Consider the following 18857-nt stretch of genomic DNA (forward strand, 5'->3'; position numbering starts at 1 on the left):
GGCACCGACTTAATTACTGAGCAGACTGACACTCAGCAGGTTAATCATCACGCCCATAAACAGGTCCAGCACCACAATCCCCACAGCCGCGCTGTAGGGGATGTCTAGGGCGTGCTTGGCCAAATGACCGATCCAGACCAGCCCCGCCAGCATCAGCCCCGCTGAGATGGCGCTTGCGGCCTCCCACGAGATCATGTGACTGGCTTGGGCCAGCCCGACGAGCAAAAAGAACAGGTTGTAAAAGCAGCCCAGCCAATTATAGCCGATGATAAAGCGCAAGAAATACTGACGACGATCGATAAAAACCGTAACCCGTTCCATAATGACCGGAAAGATCAGCCAGGCCAAACTATAGACCACCCCATGGGAAAATAAAAAGCGCAGCCCGTCATGCACTTGCGGATCAAAGCGCAGCAACATCAACAAGACGTAAAGCGGCAGGACCAAGCCAGCCGACCAAAACAACGACGCCCAGAATCCGGATACGCCGCCTTTTACAAGATACATCCCCGATATATCCAGTCGAACCAGACGGGCACCGCCTGCTAACCCGAAATAGAGGGGACGTAAATCGATCATGCACCCTCGGCGAAATAGTCGTTGAGGATGGTTTCATAAATTTTTGTCAGCTTCTCCAGATCGTCCACCAGCACATTTTCATCGACTTTATGCATGGTTTGCCCCACCAGCCCAAACTCCGCCACTGTGCAGGAATGGGTGATGAAACGCGCATCGGACGTGCCCCCGGATGTGGATCGTTCCGGGGCCACGCCTGTGACTTTCTCAGTCGCGCGCTCGATCAGGTCCGTCAACTTATCCTGCGGGCTCATAAAGCTTTCACCAGAGATACGGGTGGTCAGCGTATAGTTGGTATCCACGCTGTCCAATGTGTCGCGAATCCATTTTTCAAGGCTCGCGCCCGTATGAATGTTGTTATAGCGAATGTTAAACTTGGCCACCACTTCACCGGGGATCACGTTCTCGACTTCATTGCCGCAATCAATTGTGGTCAGCGACAGGCTGGACGGATCAAAAAACTCGTTCCCCTCATCCAACGAATGCGAGATCAGGGCGTCCAGCATCTTGACCAGACGCGGCAGCGGATTATCAGCACGGTGCGGGTAAGCCACATGGCCTTGTGTGCCATGCACCACCAGACGGGAGTTAATGGAGCCACGGCGGCCCACCTTCATCATTTCGCCCATACATTGGGGGTTTGTCGGTTCCCCCACAAGGCAGTGATCCATGATCTCGCCCTGCTCTTCCATCCATTGCAGCACCTTTTTGGTGCCATTGATCGCCGGACCTTCTTCATCGCCGGTGATCAACAGGGATAGGGAGCCTTTAAAGCCATCGCCTTGGGCGTTCAGATAGTTTTGTGCTGCCACCACAAAGGCGGCAACCGCGCCCTTCATGTCCGCTGCGCCACGCCCATACAGGCGACCATCATGAATTTCCCCGCCAAAGGGATCATAAGTCCAGCCATTGGCATCCCCGACCGGTACCACATCCAAATGACCGGCGAAACAGAAGTTTGGTCCTTCTGTGCCGAGGCGGGCATAGAGGTTTTCAACCCGTTCCGTCCCTTCTTCCTGAAACGGCAGGCGATGGCAGGTAAAGCCCAAGTCTTCCAGCGCCCCTTGCAAGAGATCAAACACCCCTTCATCTTTCGGCGTCACACTGGGACAACGGATCAGGTCTTGGGTAAATGTGATGGTGTCGATCATGGGATACAGGCTCTTTGTAGATTGTAATTAATTAAAACTACATCGGCCCCACACTTAAAACAAGGTGGAGCCGACGTTTTCAGCTGCAAAAGCTGAACTCTCTCTGACTTATCCCCTACCACGATAGAGGATCAGTCGATCTTAATCGCGCAACAGTTCGTTTACGGATGTTTTGGACCGTGTTTTTTCGTCAACACGCTTCACAATAACCGCACAGGCCAGACCCGGACCAGGTTGGCCATTTGCCATTTCTTTACCCGGCAGGGTGCCCGGTACAACAACAGAATAAGCCGGCACGCGACCGTAGGTGATCTCGCCAGTTGCCCGATCAACGATCTTTGTAGACTGGCCAAGGAAGACACCCATAGAGATCACGGAGCCTTCTTCAACAACAACGCCTTCGGCAACTTCAGAACGCGCACCGATGAAGCAGTTGTCTTCAATGATAACCGGACCCGCTTGCAGTGGCTCAAGCACGCCACCGATGCCCGCACCACCAGAGATGTGAACGTTTTTACCGATTTGCGCACAAGAGCCAACCGTCGCCCATGTGTCAATCATCGCGCCTTCGTCAACATAGGCACCCAAGTTCAGGAAAGACGGCATCAGGACCGCATTTTTCGCAACGAATGCAGAGCGACGAACCACACAACCCGGTACTGCGCGGAAACCGGCTTCTTTAAATTCTTTATCGGTCCAGCCTTCAAACTTGGACGGCACCTTATCCCACCAGTTGGCGTTGACGCCCGGCGCACCCGCAATGGTTTCCATATCGTTCAGACGGAAAGACAGCAAAACAGCTTTCTTCGCCCATTGGTTTACAACCCAGTCAGACCCTTGCTTTTCTGCAACACGCAGTTCACCACGGTCCATCATGTTCAGGGCCGTTTCTACAGCGTCACGAATTTCGCCTTGTGTGTCGTAGTTAACGGAATCGCGGTTTTCAAACGCAGATTCGATCACGGATTCCAATTGAGCTTTAACCATCTTTATAAGTGCCTTTATCAAAGTAAGTCAGAAGTTTGCCTGACAATGCAAAAATTATGGGCAACGGTCAAGTTTTAGAAAGAATAAAAACCCTCGGCTCCACGGTTGTGCCGCCTTCACATTTCTGTATGCTGAATAGATCCAAAGTGCATTGCAGTTGTTGGGATTGAGTTCTGGGCTTCATGCATCACTGAACACATTCCAGAAGGACCATGCTATGTCAAACCTTGCAGCTGGCCAAAAAGTCAAAATCGAAGTTACCTTCACCACCGAAGACGGCACCGTCGTTCCCGCCTCCCCACCGGGGGAACCGCTGGAAATGATCATCGGGGAGCCTTGTGGCTTCAAACCCATCGATGACGCCCTTGAAAGCATCAGCCTTGGTGAAACGGTCAACAAAAAACTCAGCCCCGCTGACGCTTTCGGCATGCCCGACCCAAATCTGGTGATGGAAATCGAAAAAAACATGATCCAAACCGACGAAGAACTGCAAGTCGGCATGTCCATGCAAATGCAAACACCGGAAGGTCAGACCATGGTGGCGATCATCCATCAGGTGACAGACACGACGGTCACCGTTGATGCCAATCACCCACTGGCCGGCGAAGAGCTGGACTTTAAACTGACTGTTCTTGAAGCCGCTTAAGCGATCGATGGGGAGTGATGGGCAAAGTCTCATCACTTCCGATTCGCACTGCGGGAAAGACAGCACCTGCCCAGACGCAAAAAAACCGCCTGACATAACGTCGGCGGTTTTTTTGAAGACTTTTAAGATGGAGCGGGCGAAGAGATTCGAACTCTCGACCTAAACCTTGGCAAGGTTTCGCTCTACCCCTGAGCTACGCCCGCATATCATCTTAATGCGTCTATGTTGTTTTGAAGATGGAGCGGGCGAAGAGATTCGAACTCTCGACCTAAACCTTGGCAAGGTTTCGCTCTACCCCTGAGCTACGCCCGCATTCATCTTTAAAACCGCTTCCGTTTTGAGGGACTGGGTGTTCCCCGTGGAAGCGGGGCGCATAATAGTAAAAGCCAGAAACATTGCAAGCTAAAAAATTCAATAAATTGAAATATTTTTTATTCGCCCCTTTTCCACCCCCCTAAAACCCCTCTATAAATCAGAACAGAAAAGACTTAGAAAGCGATCTCAAGCCGCATACTTACTAGGATTAAGTAACCATGACGACACCCCAAAGCCTACTTGCCCACCTTGAAACTTTAGGCATTGAAAGCACGACACATCACCACCCTGCCATGCACACCGTAGAGGACAGTAAAGCTCTTCGAGGCGATTTGCCGGGCGTTCATTGCAAGAATCTTTTTCTAAAAGACAAAAAAGGCGTCCTCTGGTTGATCGTCGCCCAAGAGGACCGCGCCATCAACCTCAAGGAAATAAAAAACAAGATCGGCTCCGGCCATCTCTCCTTCGGTAAACCGGATCTCTTGCTGGAAGTTTTGGGGGTTACCCCCGGCTCTGTGACGCCGTTTGCGCTGATCAACGACAAAGCCCAACAGGTCAATGTCATTCTGGATGCGGAAATGATGGCGGGTGAATTGGTCAACTATCATCCCCTGACCAACGAAATGACAACCGCCCTGACACCGGATGCCCTAAGACAATTCATCACTGCCTGCGGTCATGAGTTGCGCGAAGTGGTGCTTTGATTTATCTAGATAAGCAACGCATAAACCAACTAAACGGATGAAGACACATGATCATCGATCCCAACGCCCCACAAGGCGCCGCCGATTTAATCAAGGACACGACGACCGAAACCTTTATGGAAGATGTGGTCGAAGCTTCTAACGAGGTGCCGGTGCTTGTGGACTTCTGGGGACCGGGGTGCAAACCCTGCGAAACACTGAAGCCGATTCTGGAAAATCTGGTGCGCACCATGGGCGGGGCTATCAAGCTCGTAAAAATCAACGCACAGGAAGCTTACCAGATTGCCCGTCAGTTGCAGGTACAGTCTGTCCCGACCGTTTTCTGTTTTAAAAATGGTCAACCCGTTGATGCCTTCCAAGGTGCTTTGCCGGAAAGTGAATTGCGCAAATTCATCAACAAGCAACTGGGCGACGCTGGCTCGCCGATCGATCAGGCACTGGCTCAAGCTAAAGAACTGTTGGACGCGGGCGACGCAGCTAACGCTCAAGGGCTTTACATCCAGATCTTAGAACATGATCGCTCTAATCCAGAGGCCTGCGCCGGTGTCATGCGCAGCCACGTGGCCCTTGGTAACATCGACGGCGCTAAAGAAATTGCCGACAACCTGCCGCAGGAACTGAAAAGCAACGAACATATTGCCTCGGCAATCGCTATGATTGAACTCGCCGGCCAAGGGGATCTGGATACCAGCGAACTGGAAGCGAAACTGGCCGCCGACCCTAACGACCATCAGGCCCGTTTTGATCTCGGCATGGCGCTTTACGGTGCGGGAAAAAGCGAAGAAGGTCTGATGCAGCTTCTTGAAATCGTCAAAAAAGATCGTACATGGAAAGATGATGCCGCGCGTCTGCAAATGCTGAAAATTTTTGAAGCCATCGGCCTGACCGATCCTGTAGTCATTCAGGTGCGTAAAAAACTAACGACAGTGTTGTTCTAATGGGTCCGATCCTGCCAGAAACCCTTCCTCTTTTCCCCCTCAACGGTGCATTACTGCTACCGCGTGGACAGTTGCCGCTCAATATCTTCGAGCCGCGCTATCTGACAATGGTGGAAGATGCCCTTGGGGTTGGTCGTGCCATCGGCATGATTCAACCGTGCTACGATGTCCCCGGCCCGGTGCCTGATAGCTGTGCGCTCTACGGGGTCGGCTGTCTTGGGAAAATCGTGGACTTCCGGGAAATGGAAGATGGACGGTTTATCATCACACTGGCAGGGATCACTCGTTTCAAGGTTGTGGAAGAACTGGAAATCGAACGCGGCTATCGCCGTGCTGCCGTAGATTACACGCCTTACCAGAAAGTCGATCTGGAAGAAGATAAATCCAACGTCAACCGCCAGGCCCTGCTGGAAGAGTTACGCAACTTTCTCGATATCAGCGGTCCGCACGCGCAAGACATGCTGGACGTCAATTGGGACGCGCTTGAGCAAGCCCCGGACGAAGATCTGGTCAATGCGCTTGCCATGCTCGGTCCCTTTGAGGCCCGCGAAAAACAGGCCCTGCTGGAAGCCATCACCTTGACACAACGCGCACAAACCCTCATTACCATGATGTCCATGGCCGCCCTTGGTCATGAAGAGGGATCCTCCGGTCACGCTTAAAGGAAAAATCGATCATGTCACACCCTTCTGTTGACCCCAAACTGTTGGAAGTACTCGTCTGCCCGATCACCAAAGGGCCACTGCGCTATGATGCAGACGCGCAGGAACTAATCAGCGAGCAAGCCCATCTGGCCTACCCGATCCGCGAAGGCATTCCGATCATGTTACCCGATGAAGCCCGCCAGATCGACGACGGGGACGCCTGATGACACCGGAAACCGAAAGCGGTTTTACCGTCACGGAACTGCGCGTCAAAAAAGCGGAAAAAGCCCTGCTTGTCAGCTTTGATAACGGCGACAGCTATCAAATCCCGGCAGAGCTGTTACGCGTAGAAAGCCCGTCTGCAGAAGTGCAAGGCCACAGCCCGTCTCAAAAGAAAATCCTTGCCGGTCGTCGCCACGTTGCGATCATCGGGGTGGAGCCTGTCGGCAATTACGCCATCAAGCTGACCTTCGATGATCTACATGACAGCGGCATCTTCACCTGGAACTACCTGCACTGGTTGGGGGAAAACATGAATGATGTCTGGGATGATTACCTGACCAACCTAGCCGCCGCCGGATTAAGCCGCGACCCTTAAATAGACAATCTTTTTAAGGGTTTTTCTGACAAACCCTTGCAAATCAGGATATAATCAGCCTATCTGAACATGGTGTTTAACGCTTGAAGGTTTGTATTATGCTTGATCGTCTTCCCCTGTGGCTTCGTGGGAAATTGAAATTTCTTGACGTCAACCTGCCGGAAGGCGGCGGCAAAAAGGCAAAACTCGCCCTTCGCGGTGTCGGTATTCTGTTTATCGTCGCGTTGCTCTATTACCCCATCGGCATGGCACTCGTCCATAGTGTGGATGACAACACCGCCATTGATGTCCAAGTGCAGGCAGGCCAAAGCCGCGCCGTTGCCATGGCCGCCCATCTGATTGAACGCGAAACAGACACCCACCCTTGGGTCGCTAATGACCCATGGTTCCTGCCCGGTGCTGCCCTTGATAATATGCCCAACTTCCAGCAAGGCATCATCTATGCGCTCTCGCGCTTCGCCATTGAAATGAGCGATCAGGTCGGACGTACCCGCGGATCAAGCGAGGTCGATAAAGATCTCGATAAAGCTGCAGGCCTGCTAAAATATGCCGGTGACGTCTGGGTCTTTGATTTTTCCGTCTCCCTCGCCCCAACGGCCCCCAGCGATTCCCAATACCGCGCAGCGCGCAAAAGTCTGATTTCCTATAACAACCGTTTAGGTCAAGGTCAGGCCGTCTTTGATACCCGCGCAGACAATTTGGAACGCACATTAGAACGGATCGCGACCGACCTTGGCTCCGGTTCTGCCGTGATCGACAAATACATCCGCGAAAGTTCAGGCTCTCTCATCGATTTTCACGCGGACGATATCTATTATCGCAACAAAGGGCGCCTCTACGCTTATTATCTCATCCTGCGCGAATTGCGCGAAGATTTCCGCGATATCATTGCAGACCGGGATGTCACCAAGCCCTGGGATCAAATGCTGGAGTCCCTGAAAACAGCCGCAGAGGCCCAGCCCCTTGTGGTGGTCAATGCAGACCCGGACAGCTTCTGGCGCCCCAGCCATCTAACGGCACAAGGCTTCTATCTGCTGCGCGCACGCACGCAAATGAAAGAAGTTGCCAATATCTTGTTGAAGTAAGGGCAAAAGCAGGGCAATCTATCTGCTATGGTAGAAAGTAAAGAAATTCATGAACGGGTCTTTCTTGTTGTCGTTGACGACAGCGAAGAAATGCATGTTGCCCTGAGGTTTGCCGCCAAACGCGCCAAACACTCCGGCGGACGTGTTGCCCTGCTTTACGTCATTCAACCCGCAGAATTCCAACACTGGATGTTTGTCGGCACCCTGATGGCAGAAGAAGCCCGCGAAGAAGCCGAAAAAGCCGTCCATAAATATTCTGAACAAGTGCAGGAAATCACCGGCGAGATCCCTATGATCTACATCCGCGAAGGCGAACGCCAAAACCAGCTGATGAAGCTGTTGAAGGAAGAACCTTTGATTTCCCTGCTCGTCCTTGGCGCAGCAGACTCTGCAGACGGCCCCGGCCCCCTTGTTTCTTCCCTCACCGGCGACATGCTGGGTGGCTTGCCCATCCCTATTACGGTCGTTCCCGGTACCTTAAGTGAAGAAGATATCGATCGGATTACCTAAGATTTCCTATATCCGACTAAATTAGTTGGTTTTAGACTTGACCTTTACCAAAAATCAGACCATTTATCTGACAAAGATAAATCGACCGCATTGAAAGGTGCCCCATGTTCATTCAGACAGAAGCAACACCAAACCCGTCCACCCTGAAGTTCATCCCTGAACAGACCATCATGGCACAAGGGACCGCCAACTTTAACGACAAGCAATCTGCTGCACGCTCACCACTTGCGACGCGCCTGTTTAGTGTTGAAGGTGTGGACAGTATCTTCCTTGGCTCCGACTTCATCACGGTCACAAAAGAAGACGCGCGCGACTGGCAAGTGCTGAAACCTATGATCCTTGAAGCGCTGATGAATCACTTTAATTCCGGTGACTCTGTCATCAAGGAAGAAGAAGCGGACGCCAATGCCGTCGGTGAAGAAGATGACGCCATCGTCAAACAAATCAAAGAACTGCTGGAAACACGTGTCCGCCCAGCCGTCGCCCAAGACGGCGGCGACATTATTTTCCACAAGTTTGAAGACGGGATCGTTTACCTGACCATGATGGGCGCTTGTTCCGGCTGCCCAAGCTCCGGCGCGACCCTGAAGCACGGCATTGAAAACATGCTGCGCTACTACATCCCTGAGATTTTGGAAGTGCGCGAAGCCTAACGCACACAAGCCAAACCACAAAAAAACCCGCTTCGTTTGAAAGCGGGTTTTTTGTAACTTAAATCCGGGTCATCACCGAAAGGGTTGCCGCATTGTCAGACAGCGCTTTTTTGGAAAACAGTTCGGCATGGGGCAAAGGATCAAAGTCGCGCACGTTGGGCGACGGCTTACCAAACAGATAGCCCTGAACATAGCCAATACCGCAATCACGCACAAACTTCAGCCCACGCGGATCGTCAATTTGTTCAGCGATGGTCGCGACCTTTAAATCACGACACAGGTTGCCAAGCGCAATCAAGAAAGAGCGACCTTTCGGCGCCTTCAAGGCATTGCGCACCGCAGACCCATCCAGCTTGACGATATCCACCTCCAGTGTCGACAGATACTGGAAGCTGGCTGCCCCTGCCCCAAAGTCGTCCAGACAGACTTTAAAGCCCATTTTGCGCAGGGTCTGAATAAAGACGTTGGCTTCATCCAGATTTTCAAGACGTGCACTTTCCGTGATCTCAAACATCAGCGACTCTGCTGCCCATTCATTCTCCCGCAACAACCCGATCAGGTTTGCCACATAAGTGGAATCGCCCACCGAATAGCCCGACACATTCACCGCCACATGAAAGTGTTTTCCTTTGGGCTGTTGTGCCAACCATTGCAAGGCCATTTGCGCCATCGCCATATCAAAGTCCGGGATCAGGCCGGTTTCTTCCGCAAACACAATATATTCGTAAGGTGATTTACCTGCATGTTCCCCCCGGAAGCGGGCGAGGCACTCATAATGATGGATTTTACCATCTCTTGTCCCCACGATCGGCTGAAAAGCGATAAAGAACTCCCGCTCTTTCACGACTGTTTTAAAAGTCGAGATTTTATTTTGCGCTTCCAACACAAGCGCGCTCATATTCTGAGTCAGGTTACCTGTTGTAAAATCAGCACCTTTTGCATTTTTAAACTGGTTGATGGTATAGGCCAGCCCGTTCGCCAAATCTTCATCTGAAATGTTATCGCTATCCATTTCCATGGTCGCACATTTAACATCCAGCGCGACTTTCCCGCCGCTGGCATCCGACGCCATCTTGGTAATCTGGCTCTGAATTTTACTGACATCCAGATCACGTTTATGCACGATCCCGAATTTATTGTCAGAAATACGACCAGCCGTATCCCCCCCAATGGAGGTGGAACGCAGGTACGCCCCGACCGAGCTCATTAAATGGCCCGCATCCTCATTCCCAAGGGAATTTGCCAATTCCTGCAACTGGTCCATATCCAGCATGGTCATTTCTAGGTTTTCACCAAGCGCCGATTGCTGCTTGATCCGGGACTGTGCGGCCTGAACAAAGGACTTATCATCCAGAAGGCCGCTTTCCTCATCCTTCTTGAAGGTACTGATTTTGCCAAAGTTATTGCCCAGACGCATCCCGATAAAGAGGTGATTTGACAGGTCTTTCACCCGATAGCCCATCACTTCAACAGGCGGAGTTGGCCCTTTACGGCCTTGCAATTTTAAAGAAACTGACTCGATACGGTTTTCATCGGTTACACTGGAAACAATCTGTAAAAATAAACCATGATCGGCCTCTGCAATCACATCCGTGACAGGGTGCCCGATGAGCTGTTCCTCCGTTTTTCCGGTAATTGCGGCAATGGCACCGCCGGCAAAAACAATATTGAAGTTATGGTCCAGCTCCAGAACGATATCGCTCCAGCAAAAACTAAAGGCGACAAAGCGATCACGTTCAGCTTTAAGATCAAGGTCTGATGGCATTCCAGTTTACCTTTATTATTTTAACCCTCATGGGTATGGTATAGAAAACCGAAATCAATTCCAGTAATAAAACGAGAAAAGCGCCACCATGACACTCAAAAATAGTATTCAATCATGGGTATTCGATCTAGACAACACCTTATACCCTTCAAGTAGCAATTTGTTTGCACAAGTTGATGTGCGCATGAGAAGCTTTATCTCAGATTTCTTAAAACTAGACGAAGACCAAGCCCGCAAAGTCCAAAAACAGTATTTTCATGATCATGGTACGACCTTGCGCGGGTTGATGACCAACCACAATATCGATCCTGCCCCCTATCTGGATTATGTCCACGACATTGACGTCACTCCGGTGCCACCGTCACCGGAACTTGCAGATGTGCTCGCGGCCCTGCCCGGACAGAAATATATCTTCACCAACGCCTCGACAAAACATGCAGAGCGCGTGATGGATCGTCTAGGGATTGCCGATCAATTTAGCGGTATTTTCGATATTCAGGATGCTGCCTATCGTCCCAAGCCTGAGCCGGAAATCTATGACACTTTTATCAGCAAATTCGACATCGACCCGACCACAGCCATCATGGTCGAAGATATGGCACGCAACCTTAAACCAGCCGCAGATCTGGGCATGTCCTGTCTTTGGGTAGATACCCCATCGGATTGGGCGCGACTGGGATCAGATGAAGAGTACGTGCATTATCGTACGGATAACCTGGTCAACTGGCTAAAGGCGACACTCTAGTCGCCTTACCACTTCCCGGTGGTGAACAGGTTTTTAAAGTGACCGAGCAAGCGTTTTAAGCCTTTCGGCTTGTTCGCTTTACGACGGTTAGACCAGACGCGGGTCGGATCATGCAAGCGGCGTTCTTCGCCCAGATGTTCCACGCCCGGTTCTTCGGAAATCACGCAATAGAACCCAGCTTCTTTATATTTGATATTCACATCCATCTCACTCAGGCAGCCATCAAACTTTCCCAAATCGTGATAATCCTTCATCCGCTTAATACCGGGATTGAAAGAGAATGACCCCCATTCATAACTTTCGGTCGGGATCACTTTACAGAATTTATAGCCCTCAACCTCTTCTACATCGCCATAGTTGAAGTAATTTTCATCTTTGTTGAGGTTTTCTTTGGTCCGTAGCCAGACTTGCGTGATCTTCGGATTGCTGTTCAGGATCGCAAATGCTTCCTCCACAAACCCTTCTTTGTAAAACAACCAGTCGTCCTCACAGTGGAAAACATAGTCTGTCTCAATAGATTCATAGGCATCTACAATCGACTTGATTTGGCCCTTCTTTTCTTCATTGGCCCAAATCTCGAAACGATCGCCATACAGGTCACGCACCTTTTGATAGACCTCAGGATCACAGGAATCTTCAGTAATGATCGTGCGTTTAATGGGGTAGGTATTAAACTTCTCAAAACTTTCGATGGTTTGTTGCAATAAATCAACGCGACCACAACTGGTCAGGACCATCGTTACTTCCGGCTTGCTCATTTCCCACTCCCCTTATCAAAAACTAGCTAGCGTCTTGTATCAGGTTCAGGGCCGTCTGACAGTAGCTTTTTTGCGAAAGACCGCACAAAGCCCGACCAACTGATCCGCCGAAACTGTCACCCCGCATCGCCCCAAAGCGTACACTAAAAACTCTGCACTAAACAACGAGGCCCCATGGGTTTTACGCGCCCATTTCCAGACACGGGCAAGGATTTTTTTCTGGGCGGCAAACCGTTGTGCCTGCGTCATCTGGTCTTGATGATCCGCCACATAGTGCGCCAGCGCGAGCGTTGCATCATGCACCACCTGGGCTTCATTATTCATGATCCGACCGGGCTCATCCTTAGGCGACACACATACTTCGTGAAAAACCTGTGCCAGATGGCCTTGACCTGCCAAACGGATAAACAGGGAATGATCTTGGGAAAAAATGCGCTCATCACACAGCCCTGCCTTTTCAAACAGGCTTTTACGGAACAAGCAATGGCTGACGCGCGCATAACCTTTGGTAATGACGCTCATCAGCGGATCCTCAAAAACCTTTACCTCTGCCCCCATGGGGTCCGTAAAGGCGATCTCGTCTTTCTTCTCATATTCCCCTGAAATGCCGAAGACGAAATCACATTTGTTCTCTTCCACCGTTTTCAACAACACCTCCGTACAGAACGGGGCCAGAATATCATCTGAATCCACAAGCTTGATAAACTCACCCTGCGCCGCCCGGATGCCATTGTTGGTCGCAATCGCCACGCCTTGATTAACCTGATCCACGATGACCACATTATCCAGCCCGTCGGTTTGCCGACGCACGATTGCAAGCGAGTCATCCGTTGACCCGTCATTCACAAACACAAATTCGCGCGCAAACGCCCCTGTCTGCGCCTTTAACGCCGCAATCACATCGGGCAAATAAGCGGCCTTGTTATAAACTGTTATGACAAATGAAACTTTGATCACGCCACCGGCACCACGAAAGGAGGAAAAAGGCAAATTATACCGGATTGTTCAAGGTTTCAAGGCGCTGATCCTCTCGTGTGTGGTCCTCACCGTTGAGTGTCCCCTAAAAATCAAAAAACCCCGCCCTTATAAAGGCGGGGTTTTCATGAGTGACTTTTTAGATTAACCGACGCGCAGCACTTCAACACCCGGAAGTTCTTTGCCTTCCAGCCATTCAAGGAAGGCACCGCCCGCTGTGGAGATATAAGTAAAATCTTCCTTCACCCCCGCATGATCAAGGGCAGCGACCGTATCCCCGCCACCAGCAACGGAAACCAGCTTACCTTCTTTGGTTAATTCAGCCGCAGCTTGGGCCGCACCGTTGGTGCCGGCATCAAACGGCGCAATCTCAAACGCCCCCATCGGGCCGTTCCAGACGATGGTTTTGCATTTGGACAGACGTTCTTTCAAATCCTGAACGGAGGCCGGCCCCACATCCAAAATCATCTCGTCAGAGGCCACGCCTTCAGACAGGATCACGGTGCGATTTTCAGCACCTGCCGCAAATTCTTTGGCAACAACACCATCGACCGGCAGGATGATCTCACAGCCGTTTTTCTCTGCACTCGCCAAAATTTCTTTTGCGGTATCGGCAAGATCGTGTTCACACAAAGAATTGCCAACATCGATACCTTGCGCGTTCAGGAAGGTGTTTGCCATGCCGCCGCCGATGATCAGCATATCAACTTTTGCAGACAGATTATTCAACACATCCAGCTTCGTAGAGACTTTCGCCCCACCGACGAGGGCCGCAACCGGACGTTCCGGTTTTTCAAGGGCACCGGACAGGGCTTCCAGTTCGGATTGCATCAGGCGACCTGCGGCAGAGGGCAACAGGCGTGCCAGCGCTTCTGTGGACGCATGGGCACGGTGCGCACAAGAAAAGGCATCATTGACGTAAATATCACCTAAAGCCGCCAGCTTTTTGGCAAATTCCAGATCGTTATCGGTTTCTTCTTTGTAATAGCGCAGGTTTTCCAGCACGCAGACCTCTGTATCCGCCAAGGAATTTACGACTTTTTCAGCCTCTTCCCCAATGCAATCAGATGCAAATTTAACAGGCTTGCCCAGCTGTACCGCCAACGCTTCCGCCACGGGTTCCACACTCATTTCCGGGACGCGTTCACCCTTCGGGCGGCCCCAGTGTGTAATCAAAACGACGCGTGCGCCTTTTTGTGTCAATTCAACAATCGTTGGCAAAGTACGGTCGATACGGGTGCTATCTGTAACCACGCCGTCTTTCATCGGCACATTCAAGTCAGCACGCAACAACACACGCTTACCAGCAACATCGTAATCACTGAGTGTTTTAAACTGGGACATGAGATTTCCTTTACTTCTCGCAAGTGCAAAATGTTGAGTGCAATATACATAATTTAGCTACAAAGGGAATTGAGGATTTTCATTTCCTGCGCTCCGAATGCGTTTTTTCTTCTTTTCTTTCACAAAAAAAGCCCTCCTCCACAGACGGGGAGAAGGGCTATAAGTCGCTGAAAGAAGGAGGGTATTTTCTTCAGCGAAAGGTGGTCATGATACTCGGTCATCCCGAATAACACCGAAAGTTAGTACATACATTTGTGTTCGTAATTGCGAATTCTCAATTTGTTAGAAATTTATGCCATCAATCGCCCAACTATCAGCACGTCCATCCTGCACAAAATGCTGAATACGACTGAGGGAGAGCGTATCGATTTTAAAGCGCAACGCCTGTTCCGGGCTAAGGTCAAGGGCTTGGGCAAGGGCCGCACGGATGGTGCCTGCATGGGCCACACAGATGATGTGCTGCCCCGCATATTTTTTATGAAGGTGGGTCACACATTTTTGCACGCGCTTGCACATCAGGGCAAAACTCTCCCCATCCGGTGGCGTAAGGTTGGCGGGGTCTACCCAAAACGCTTCCGCCTCGCCTTCTTCTTCCAGATCATCCCATGTCTTGCTTTGCCACAGGCCGAAATTTTGCTCCATCAGCTCTTTATAGGCCAAGGTCTTGATCGGCGTCTTTTGCTGTTCCGCAATCGCTTTGGCGGTTTTTTTGGTGCGCGACAAGGTAGAGGTCACCCAAACGGCCTCTGTCGGCAGTTGATCCGCAAGCGCCTTTAAGCGATCCACATCTTTCAGGTTACAGCCCAAATCACGCTGCCCATAAATCCGCCCCGGCATCATGGCTTTGACAGGCGCATGGCGCACCCACCAGAATGTTGTGACAGCAACACTCATAACTGAGCAGCCAAGGCAGCAAGGGCCACGATCTCGATAATCTGTTGCGAGGCTCCGCACACATCCCCCGTATGCCCGCCGATCTGGGACTGGGCCAGTTTACGGAACGCATAAAGCGCAGCTCCCGACACAATCAGGGTCATCAATAGCGCCGAAAAGGGCACACAGACCCAAAGAACCCCCACTGCCAGCGCCACCCCCTGCCAGACAATCGTTTGGTCCGGTCGCTCCATCTTTGCGGCCAGACCATCCGTGCGCGCAGGCTCCATCGTATAGAGCATCAAAACAGGTGCAATCCGCGAGAAGGCCGATACGCCGACCAGCGCGCCAGCGGCCAAGGTCCAGTCTTCAAACCCACCCAACAAAGAGACGCGCAATCCAACCGCAATAACCATTGCCAAAACACCGTAAGATCCGACGCGGCTGTCGCGCATAATCTCAAGCTTACGTGCTTTATCCCTGCCACCGCCAAAGCCGTCTGCCACATCGGCCAAGCCATCTTCATGCAAAGCCCCCGTCAATAACACACAGCTCAAAACGGCAAACAAGCCGCAAGCCAGCGCAGGTAAACCAACCCCCTGGGCAAGGCCAAACACGCATGCACCCAACGCCCCGACCAGCAGGCCCACAGCAGGGAACGCCCGCACCGCCCGATTAAGCGCATTCGCAGGTAATTCCCCCTTGATCGTCCAGGGAATGCGGGTCAAGAAAACCAGCGCGAGCTGCGCATCCTCCCACCAACTTTGAAGGGAGTGTGCATTTTTATTGAATGAAGAACTGGTATCGCTCATGGCCTGCATGCTATGTGTGTGACAAGATTTAACCTGACTTATACCCCATCATGATTTGTTTGGGAAAGGGAGATGCAACCGTTATGAGCTTGCCACACGTAAAAAACCTCGACGATATCCGCGCCATTCTCAAAGACTTGCGCCCCCTCGACGCCGCAGCCCGCGCGCAGGCGGAAGAACGCGAACCCCAACTGACCAAACCTGCCGAATCTCTCGGCCGATTGGAAGAGATCAGCCATTGGGTTGCCGCCTCTCAAGCACTGTACCCGCCACGCATGCGTTCCGTTCATTGTAACATCTATGCGGGCAACCACGGTGTTGTCGCCCAAGGTGTCTCCGCCTATCCGGCAGAAGTGACCAAACAGATGGTACAAAACTTCATCGATGGTGGCGCAGCGGTCAACCAGATTTGCGCCAACTTTGAAGTGGACCTGCAAGTCCACGAAATGGCTCTGGATATCCCGACAGGCGATATCGCCATTGAAGCCGCCATGTCTGACGAAGATGCCGCAGAAGCCTTTTTCTATGGCATGACGACGGTGAAAGATCATACCGACTTGATGTGTATCGGGGAGATGGGGATCGGCAACACCACCGTTGCCGCCGCTGTCGCCCACGGGCTTTACGGCGGGGACGCTGCCGATTGGGTCGGGCGTGGCACCGGCATTGATGATGACATGCTGGCGCATAAGACAGCGATTGTAAAACAAGCGGTTATCACCAACAAAGATGCCCTGACAGACGCACTTGACGTCATGCGTTGTCTGGGCGGGCGCGAGCTTGCCGCCATGGCGGGCGCTGTTCTCGCAGCGCGCCTTAAAAATGTGCCGGTTCTGTTGGATGGCTATGTCTCCACCGCTGCTGTTGCGGTCTTGGAAGCCATGCTGCCTGGCGCGCTTGATCATTGCCGTGTGGCCCATAATTCCGTTGAGCCGGGTCACCTGCTCATCTGTGAAAAGATCAACCAAAAGCCCCTGTTTGACCTTGGCATGCGCCTTGGGGAAGGTAGCGGTGCTGTCTTGGCAGTTGGCATGGTGCGCGCGGCTGTTGCGTGTCACAATGAAATGGCAACCTTTGGCGACGCTGGTGTCTCCACCAAAGGCGCGTAAAGCCTGCCGTGTTTGAAAGTATCCTCGTGTGACAACGTCTGCCATCACCTATAAAAGCTACGGCTCCCTCATTCTGCTTGCCATGATGTGGGGGTCCAGCTTTAGTGTCATCAAGGTCGCGCTTGAATCCATTGCCCCCTTAAGTATTGCGGCGGGGCGCATTGGATTGGCGGCCGTGATTATCCTAAGCATCGCCATTGCCCGTCGCGAAGTTTTTCCGCGGGAAAAATCGGTATGGGGATGTTTGATCGCCCTTGGTATTTTAGGCACAGCAACCCCATTTTTCCTAATCAGCTGGAGCGAAAATACCGTCGATAGCGGAATGGCAGCCGTGCTGATGTCAGTGGTGCCCCTGACCCTGCCCGTCATGGCACACTTTATCACTGATGATGAAAAACTGACGCCCTATATGGTTGCGGGTGTTCTCACTGGATTTTGCGGCCTGTTGGTCCTTGTCGGGCCAAGCGTCCTGCAAGGATTGGGAGATAACCTGTTGGCCCAAGGCGGCATTGTCGCAGCCGCCCTGTCTTATGGCTCCGCCTCTCTTGTCGCGCGCAAGCTAAAGCACCTGCCGTTTATGGTAGTGGCAGCGGGATCGCTTAGCATCGCGACCTTGATCATGGTGCCGGCGGCCCTGATCTTTGATCAACCTTGGACCTTTAGCCCCGATAGCCTGCACGTTTTGGGGATCATCTATCTGGGCATTGTCCCAACAGCGGCTGCCAATGTGTTGTTGTTGCGCATCATCAAAAGCAACGGGGTCAGCTTTCTTGCGCTCAACAATTATCTGGTGCCGGTCTTTGGTGTCCTGTTTGGCGCGATCTCACTGGGGGAAGCCATCCCGCCCACCATGCTGGCTGGCATGGGGATCATCTTTGTCGGTATTTTCATCAGTAACCTGAAGCGCAAAAGCGGCTGATTTTACCCTTTGAACCTGTTATTCTGGCCCCGGTCGTCATATCGGGGTCAATGCCATGCGCCGCAAAGGTCATATCGTCAATCGATACCGCCGCCGTCTTCCCAACGCTGGAGACGAAGACCTTCTATTTGCCGATAACCTGCCGCGCTATGATGTGTCACGCAATGCAGACACATTGATTAAACTGGTGGAGATGAACCCCTATAATAAGGAAATTCTGCGCCGCATGCCCTTGCTAGATGCCCCAGATTGCTGGCTGGTGTCCGGCTGTTTGTTCCAGACCGTCTGGAATGTGATCGATGGTAAAAACCCGGCAGACAATATACAGGATTACGATCTCATCTATTTTGACCCCGACCAAAGCCGGGAAGCGGAAGAAGCCATAACCCTACGCGCGCACAACATCTTTCAGGATTTAAAAATCAAGATCGAGATCAAAAATCAGGCCCGCGTGCATCTTTGGTACAAGGGCACATACGGCTTGGATTACCCGTCTCTCAGCAGCGCAACCGAGGCGCTACACTATTATCCATCCAAGGTCCAAGCCATCGCCCTTCAAGGGCGCGGCGGCTCGCGTATCTCCTATGATGCACCTTTTGGCTTTGAAAATCTCTTGCGCCAAATCGTGCGCCCAAATCCGGCGCTCCCTCTGTCAGATATTTATCACCACAAGACCGAAAGATGGAAGGGTGCATGGCCACAGCTGACCATACACCCTTGGGAAGAAAGATAGAATGGGATGAATAAACG

The 18857-nt window shown here is 51.8% G+C and carries 22 protein-coding genes and 2 tRNA genes; 13 read left to right on the top strand and 11 right to left on the bottom strand.

What is annotated here, in order from left to right; all coding sequences use genetic code 11:
- Positions 1 to 9 precede the first annotated feature (9 nt).
- The 3 genes from Q397_RS0100130 to dapD all read right to left on the bottom strand — a co-directional run bounded on the left by Q397_RS0100130 (position 10) and on the right by dapD (position 2714).
- Complete coding sequence (locus Q397_RS0100130; RefSeq protein WP_028877689.1) at positions 10 to 579, bottom strand: hypothetical protein; 570 nt, start codon at positions 577 to 579, stop codon at positions 10 to 12.
- A complete protein-coding gene (gene dapE / locus Q397_RS0100135; protein WP_028877690.1) occupies positions 576 to 1727 on the bottom strand; it encodes a succinyl-diaminopimelate desuccinylase in 1152 nt (383 codons plus the stop codon). The genes Q397_RS0100130 and dapE overlap by 4 nt, the downstream gene beginning before the upstream one ends.
- Positions 1728 to 1868: 141 nt before the next feature.
- On the bottom strand, positions 1869 to 2714 hold the full coding sequence (dapD, locus tag Q397_RS0100140; RefSeq protein ID WP_028877691.1) for a 2,3,4,5-tetrahydropyridine-2,6-dicarboxylate N-succinyltransferase: 846 nt from the start codon (positions 2712 to 2714) through the stop codon (positions 1869 to 1871).
- Positions 2715 to 2931: 217 nt separating this feature from the next.
- Between dapD and Q397_RS0100145 the strand changes: the two genes are divergently transcribed.
- The gene (locus tag Q397_RS0100145) at positions 2932 to 3360 is read left to right on the top strand and encodes an FKBP-type peptidyl-prolyl cis-trans isomerase (RefSeq protein ID WP_028877692.1); all 429 of its coding nucleotides are present in this window, start codon (positions 2932 to 2934) and stop codon (positions 3358 to 3360) included.
- 128 nt (positions 3361 to 3488) lie between these two features.
- On the opposite strand, the gene Q397_RS0100150 is transcribed toward Q397_RS0100145, so the two are convergent.
- Together Q397_RS0100150 and Q397_RS0100155 are read right to left on the bottom strand one after the other, a co-directional pair.
- Positions 3489 to 3563, bottom strand: a tRNA-Gly gene (locus Q397_RS0100150).
- Between the two features lie 34 nt (positions 3564 to 3597).
- Positions 3598 to 3672, bottom strand: a tRNA-Gly gene (locus Q397_RS0100155).
- A gap of 221 nt (positions 3673 to 3893) precedes the next feature.
- Between Q397_RS0100155 and Q397_RS0100160 the strand changes: the two genes are divergently transcribed.
- From Q397_RS0100160 to Q397_RS0100195, 8 genes are all read left to right on the top strand, one after another.
- Positions 3894 to 4379 (top strand): prolyl-tRNA synthetase associated domain-containing protein, encoded by a 486-nt coding sequence (locus Q397_RS0100160; RefSeq protein ID WP_028877693.1) that lies wholly within the window; start codon positions 3894 to 3896, stop codon positions 4377 to 4379.
- A 47-nt stretch (positions 4380 to 4426) separates the two neighbouring features.
- Positions 4427 to 5317, top strand: coding sequence for a thioredoxin family protein (locus tag Q397_RS0100165; protein ID WP_028877694.1), 891 nt, complete (start codon positions 4427 to 4429; stop codon positions 5315 to 5317).
- Positions 5317 to 5979, top strand: a complete 663-nt coding sequence (locus tag Q397_RS0100170) for an LON peptidase substrate-binding domain-containing protein (protein WP_028877695.1) — start codon at positions 5317 to 5319, stop codon at positions 5977 to 5979. The genes Q397_RS0100165 and Q397_RS0100170 overlap by 1 nt, the downstream gene beginning before the upstream one ends.
- A gap of 14 nt (positions 5980 to 5993) precedes the next feature.
- A complete protein-coding gene (locus Q397_RS0100175; protein WP_028877696.1) occupies positions 5994 to 6185 on the top strand; it encodes a Trm112 family protein in 192 nt (63 codons plus the stop codon).
- The gene (locus Q397_RS0100180) at positions 6185 to 6559 is read left to right on the top strand and encodes a gamma-butyrobetaine hydroxylase family protein (RefSeq protein ID WP_028877697.1); all 375 of its coding nucleotides are present in this window, start codon (positions 6185 to 6187) and stop codon (positions 6557 to 6559) included. The genes Q397_RS0100175 and Q397_RS0100180 overlap by 1 nt, the downstream gene beginning before the upstream one ends.
- Positions 6560 to 6657: 98 nt before the next feature.
- Positions 6658 to 7644, top strand: coding sequence for a DUF2333 family protein (locus Q397_RS0100185; RefSeq protein ID WP_028877698.1), 987 nt, complete (start codon positions 6658 to 6660; stop codon positions 7642 to 7644).
- Between the two features lie 27 nt (positions 7645 to 7671).
- Positions 7672 to 8154, top strand: a complete 483-nt coding sequence (locus tag Q397_RS0100190) for a universal stress protein (protein WP_028877699.1) — start codon at positions 7672 to 7674, stop codon at positions 8152 to 8154.
- A 104-nt stretch (positions 8155 to 8258) separates the two neighbouring features.
- Positions 8259 to 8807 carry a NifU family protein gene (locus Q397_RS0100195; protein ID WP_028877700.1) on the top strand — a complete coding sequence of 183 codons (549 nt, stop codon included), beginning with the start codon at positions 8259 to 8261 and terminating at the stop codon, positions 8805 to 8807.
- 58 nt (positions 8808 to 8865) lie between these two features.
- Here the strand turns inward: Q397_RS0100195 and Q397_RS20280 are convergent, their stop codons facing one another.
- Complete coding sequence (locus Q397_RS20280) at positions 8866 to 10572, bottom strand: sensor domain-containing phosphodiesterase (protein WP_051609546.1); 1707 nt, start codon at positions 10570 to 10572, stop codon at positions 8866 to 8868.
- An 88-nt stretch (positions 10573 to 10660) separates the two neighbouring features.
- On the opposite strand from Q397_RS20280, the gene Q397_RS20285 reads away from it, so the two are divergent.
- Positions 10661 to 11317 carry a pyrimidine 5'-nucleotidase gene (locus tag Q397_RS20285; RefSeq protein ID WP_038012370.1) on the top strand — a complete coding sequence of 219 codons (657 nt, stop codon included), beginning with the start codon at positions 10661 to 10663 and terminating at the stop codon, positions 11315 to 11317.
- A 5-nt stretch (positions 11318 to 11322) separates the two neighbouring features.
- Here the strand turns inward: Q397_RS20285 and Q397_RS20290 are convergent, their stop codons facing one another.
- The 5 genes from Q397_RS20290 to cobS form a co-directional block, all read right to left on the bottom strand.
- A complete protein-coding gene (locus Q397_RS20290; protein ID WP_051609547.1) occupies positions 11323 to 12075 on the bottom strand; it encodes a glycosyltransferase in 753 nt (250 codons plus the stop codon).
- 45 nt (positions 12076 to 12120) lie between these two features.
- The gene (locus tag Q397_RS23675) at positions 12121 to 13032 is read right to left on the bottom strand and encodes a glycosyltransferase family 2 protein (RefSeq protein ID WP_169737944.1); all 912 of its coding nucleotides are present in this window, start codon (positions 13030 to 13032) and stop codon (positions 12121 to 12123) included.
- A 162-nt stretch (positions 13033 to 13194) separates the two neighbouring features.
- Positions 13195 to 14394 carry a phosphoglycerate kinase gene (locus tag Q397_RS0100225; protein ID WP_028877703.1) on the bottom strand — a complete coding sequence of 400 codons (1200 nt, stop codon included), beginning with the start codon at positions 14392 to 14394 and terminating at the stop codon, positions 13195 to 13197.
- 282 nt (positions 14395 to 14676) lie between these two features.
- Positions 14677 to 15288: a histidine phosphatase family protein gene (locus Q397_RS0100230; protein WP_028877704.1), complete on the bottom strand. Its 612-nt coding sequence runs from the start codon at positions 15286 to 15288 to the stop codon at positions 14677 to 14679.
- Positions 15285 to 16079 (bottom strand): adenosylcobinamide-GDP ribazoletransferase, encoded by a 795-nt coding sequence (gene cobS, locus Q397_RS0100235; RefSeq protein WP_028877705.1) that lies wholly within the window; start codon positions 16077 to 16079, stop codon positions 15285 to 15287. Before cobS ends, Q397_RS0100230 begins: the two co-directional genes overlap by 4 nt.
- 83 nt (positions 16080 to 16162) lie before the next feature.
- On the opposite strand from cobS, the gene cobT reads away from it, so the two are divergent.
- Genes cobT through Q397_RS0100250 form a run of 3 tightly spaced genes read left to right on the top strand, consistent with a single transcriptional unit; the run spans position 16163 to position 18840 of the window.
- Positions 16163 to 17188: a nicotinate-nucleotide--dimethylbenzimidazole phosphoribosyltransferase gene (gene cobT / locus Q397_RS0100240; RefSeq protein ID WP_028877706.1), complete on the top strand. Its 1026-nt coding sequence runs from the start codon at positions 16163 to 16165 to the stop codon at positions 17186 to 17188.
- A gap of 28 nt (positions 17189 to 17216) precedes the next feature.
- A complete protein-coding gene (locus Q397_RS20300; protein WP_051609549.1) occupies positions 17217 to 18107 on the top strand; it encodes a DMT family transporter in 891 nt (296 codons plus the stop codon).
- Positions 18108 to 18162: 55 nt separating this feature from the next.
- Positions 18163 to 18840 carry a nucleotidyltransferase family protein gene (locus Q397_RS0100250; RefSeq protein WP_051609550.1) on the top strand — a complete coding sequence of 226 codons (678 nt, stop codon included), beginning with the start codon at positions 18163 to 18165 and terminating at the stop codon, positions 18838 to 18840.
- Positions 18841 to 18857: the final 17 nt, after the last annotated feature.

The sequence above is a fragment of the Terasakiella pusilla DSM 6293 genome (genome assembly GCF_000688235.1).
Lineage (GTDB): Bacteria > Pseudomonadota > Alphaproteobacteria > Rhodospirillales > Terasakiellaceae > Terasakiella > Terasakiella pusilla.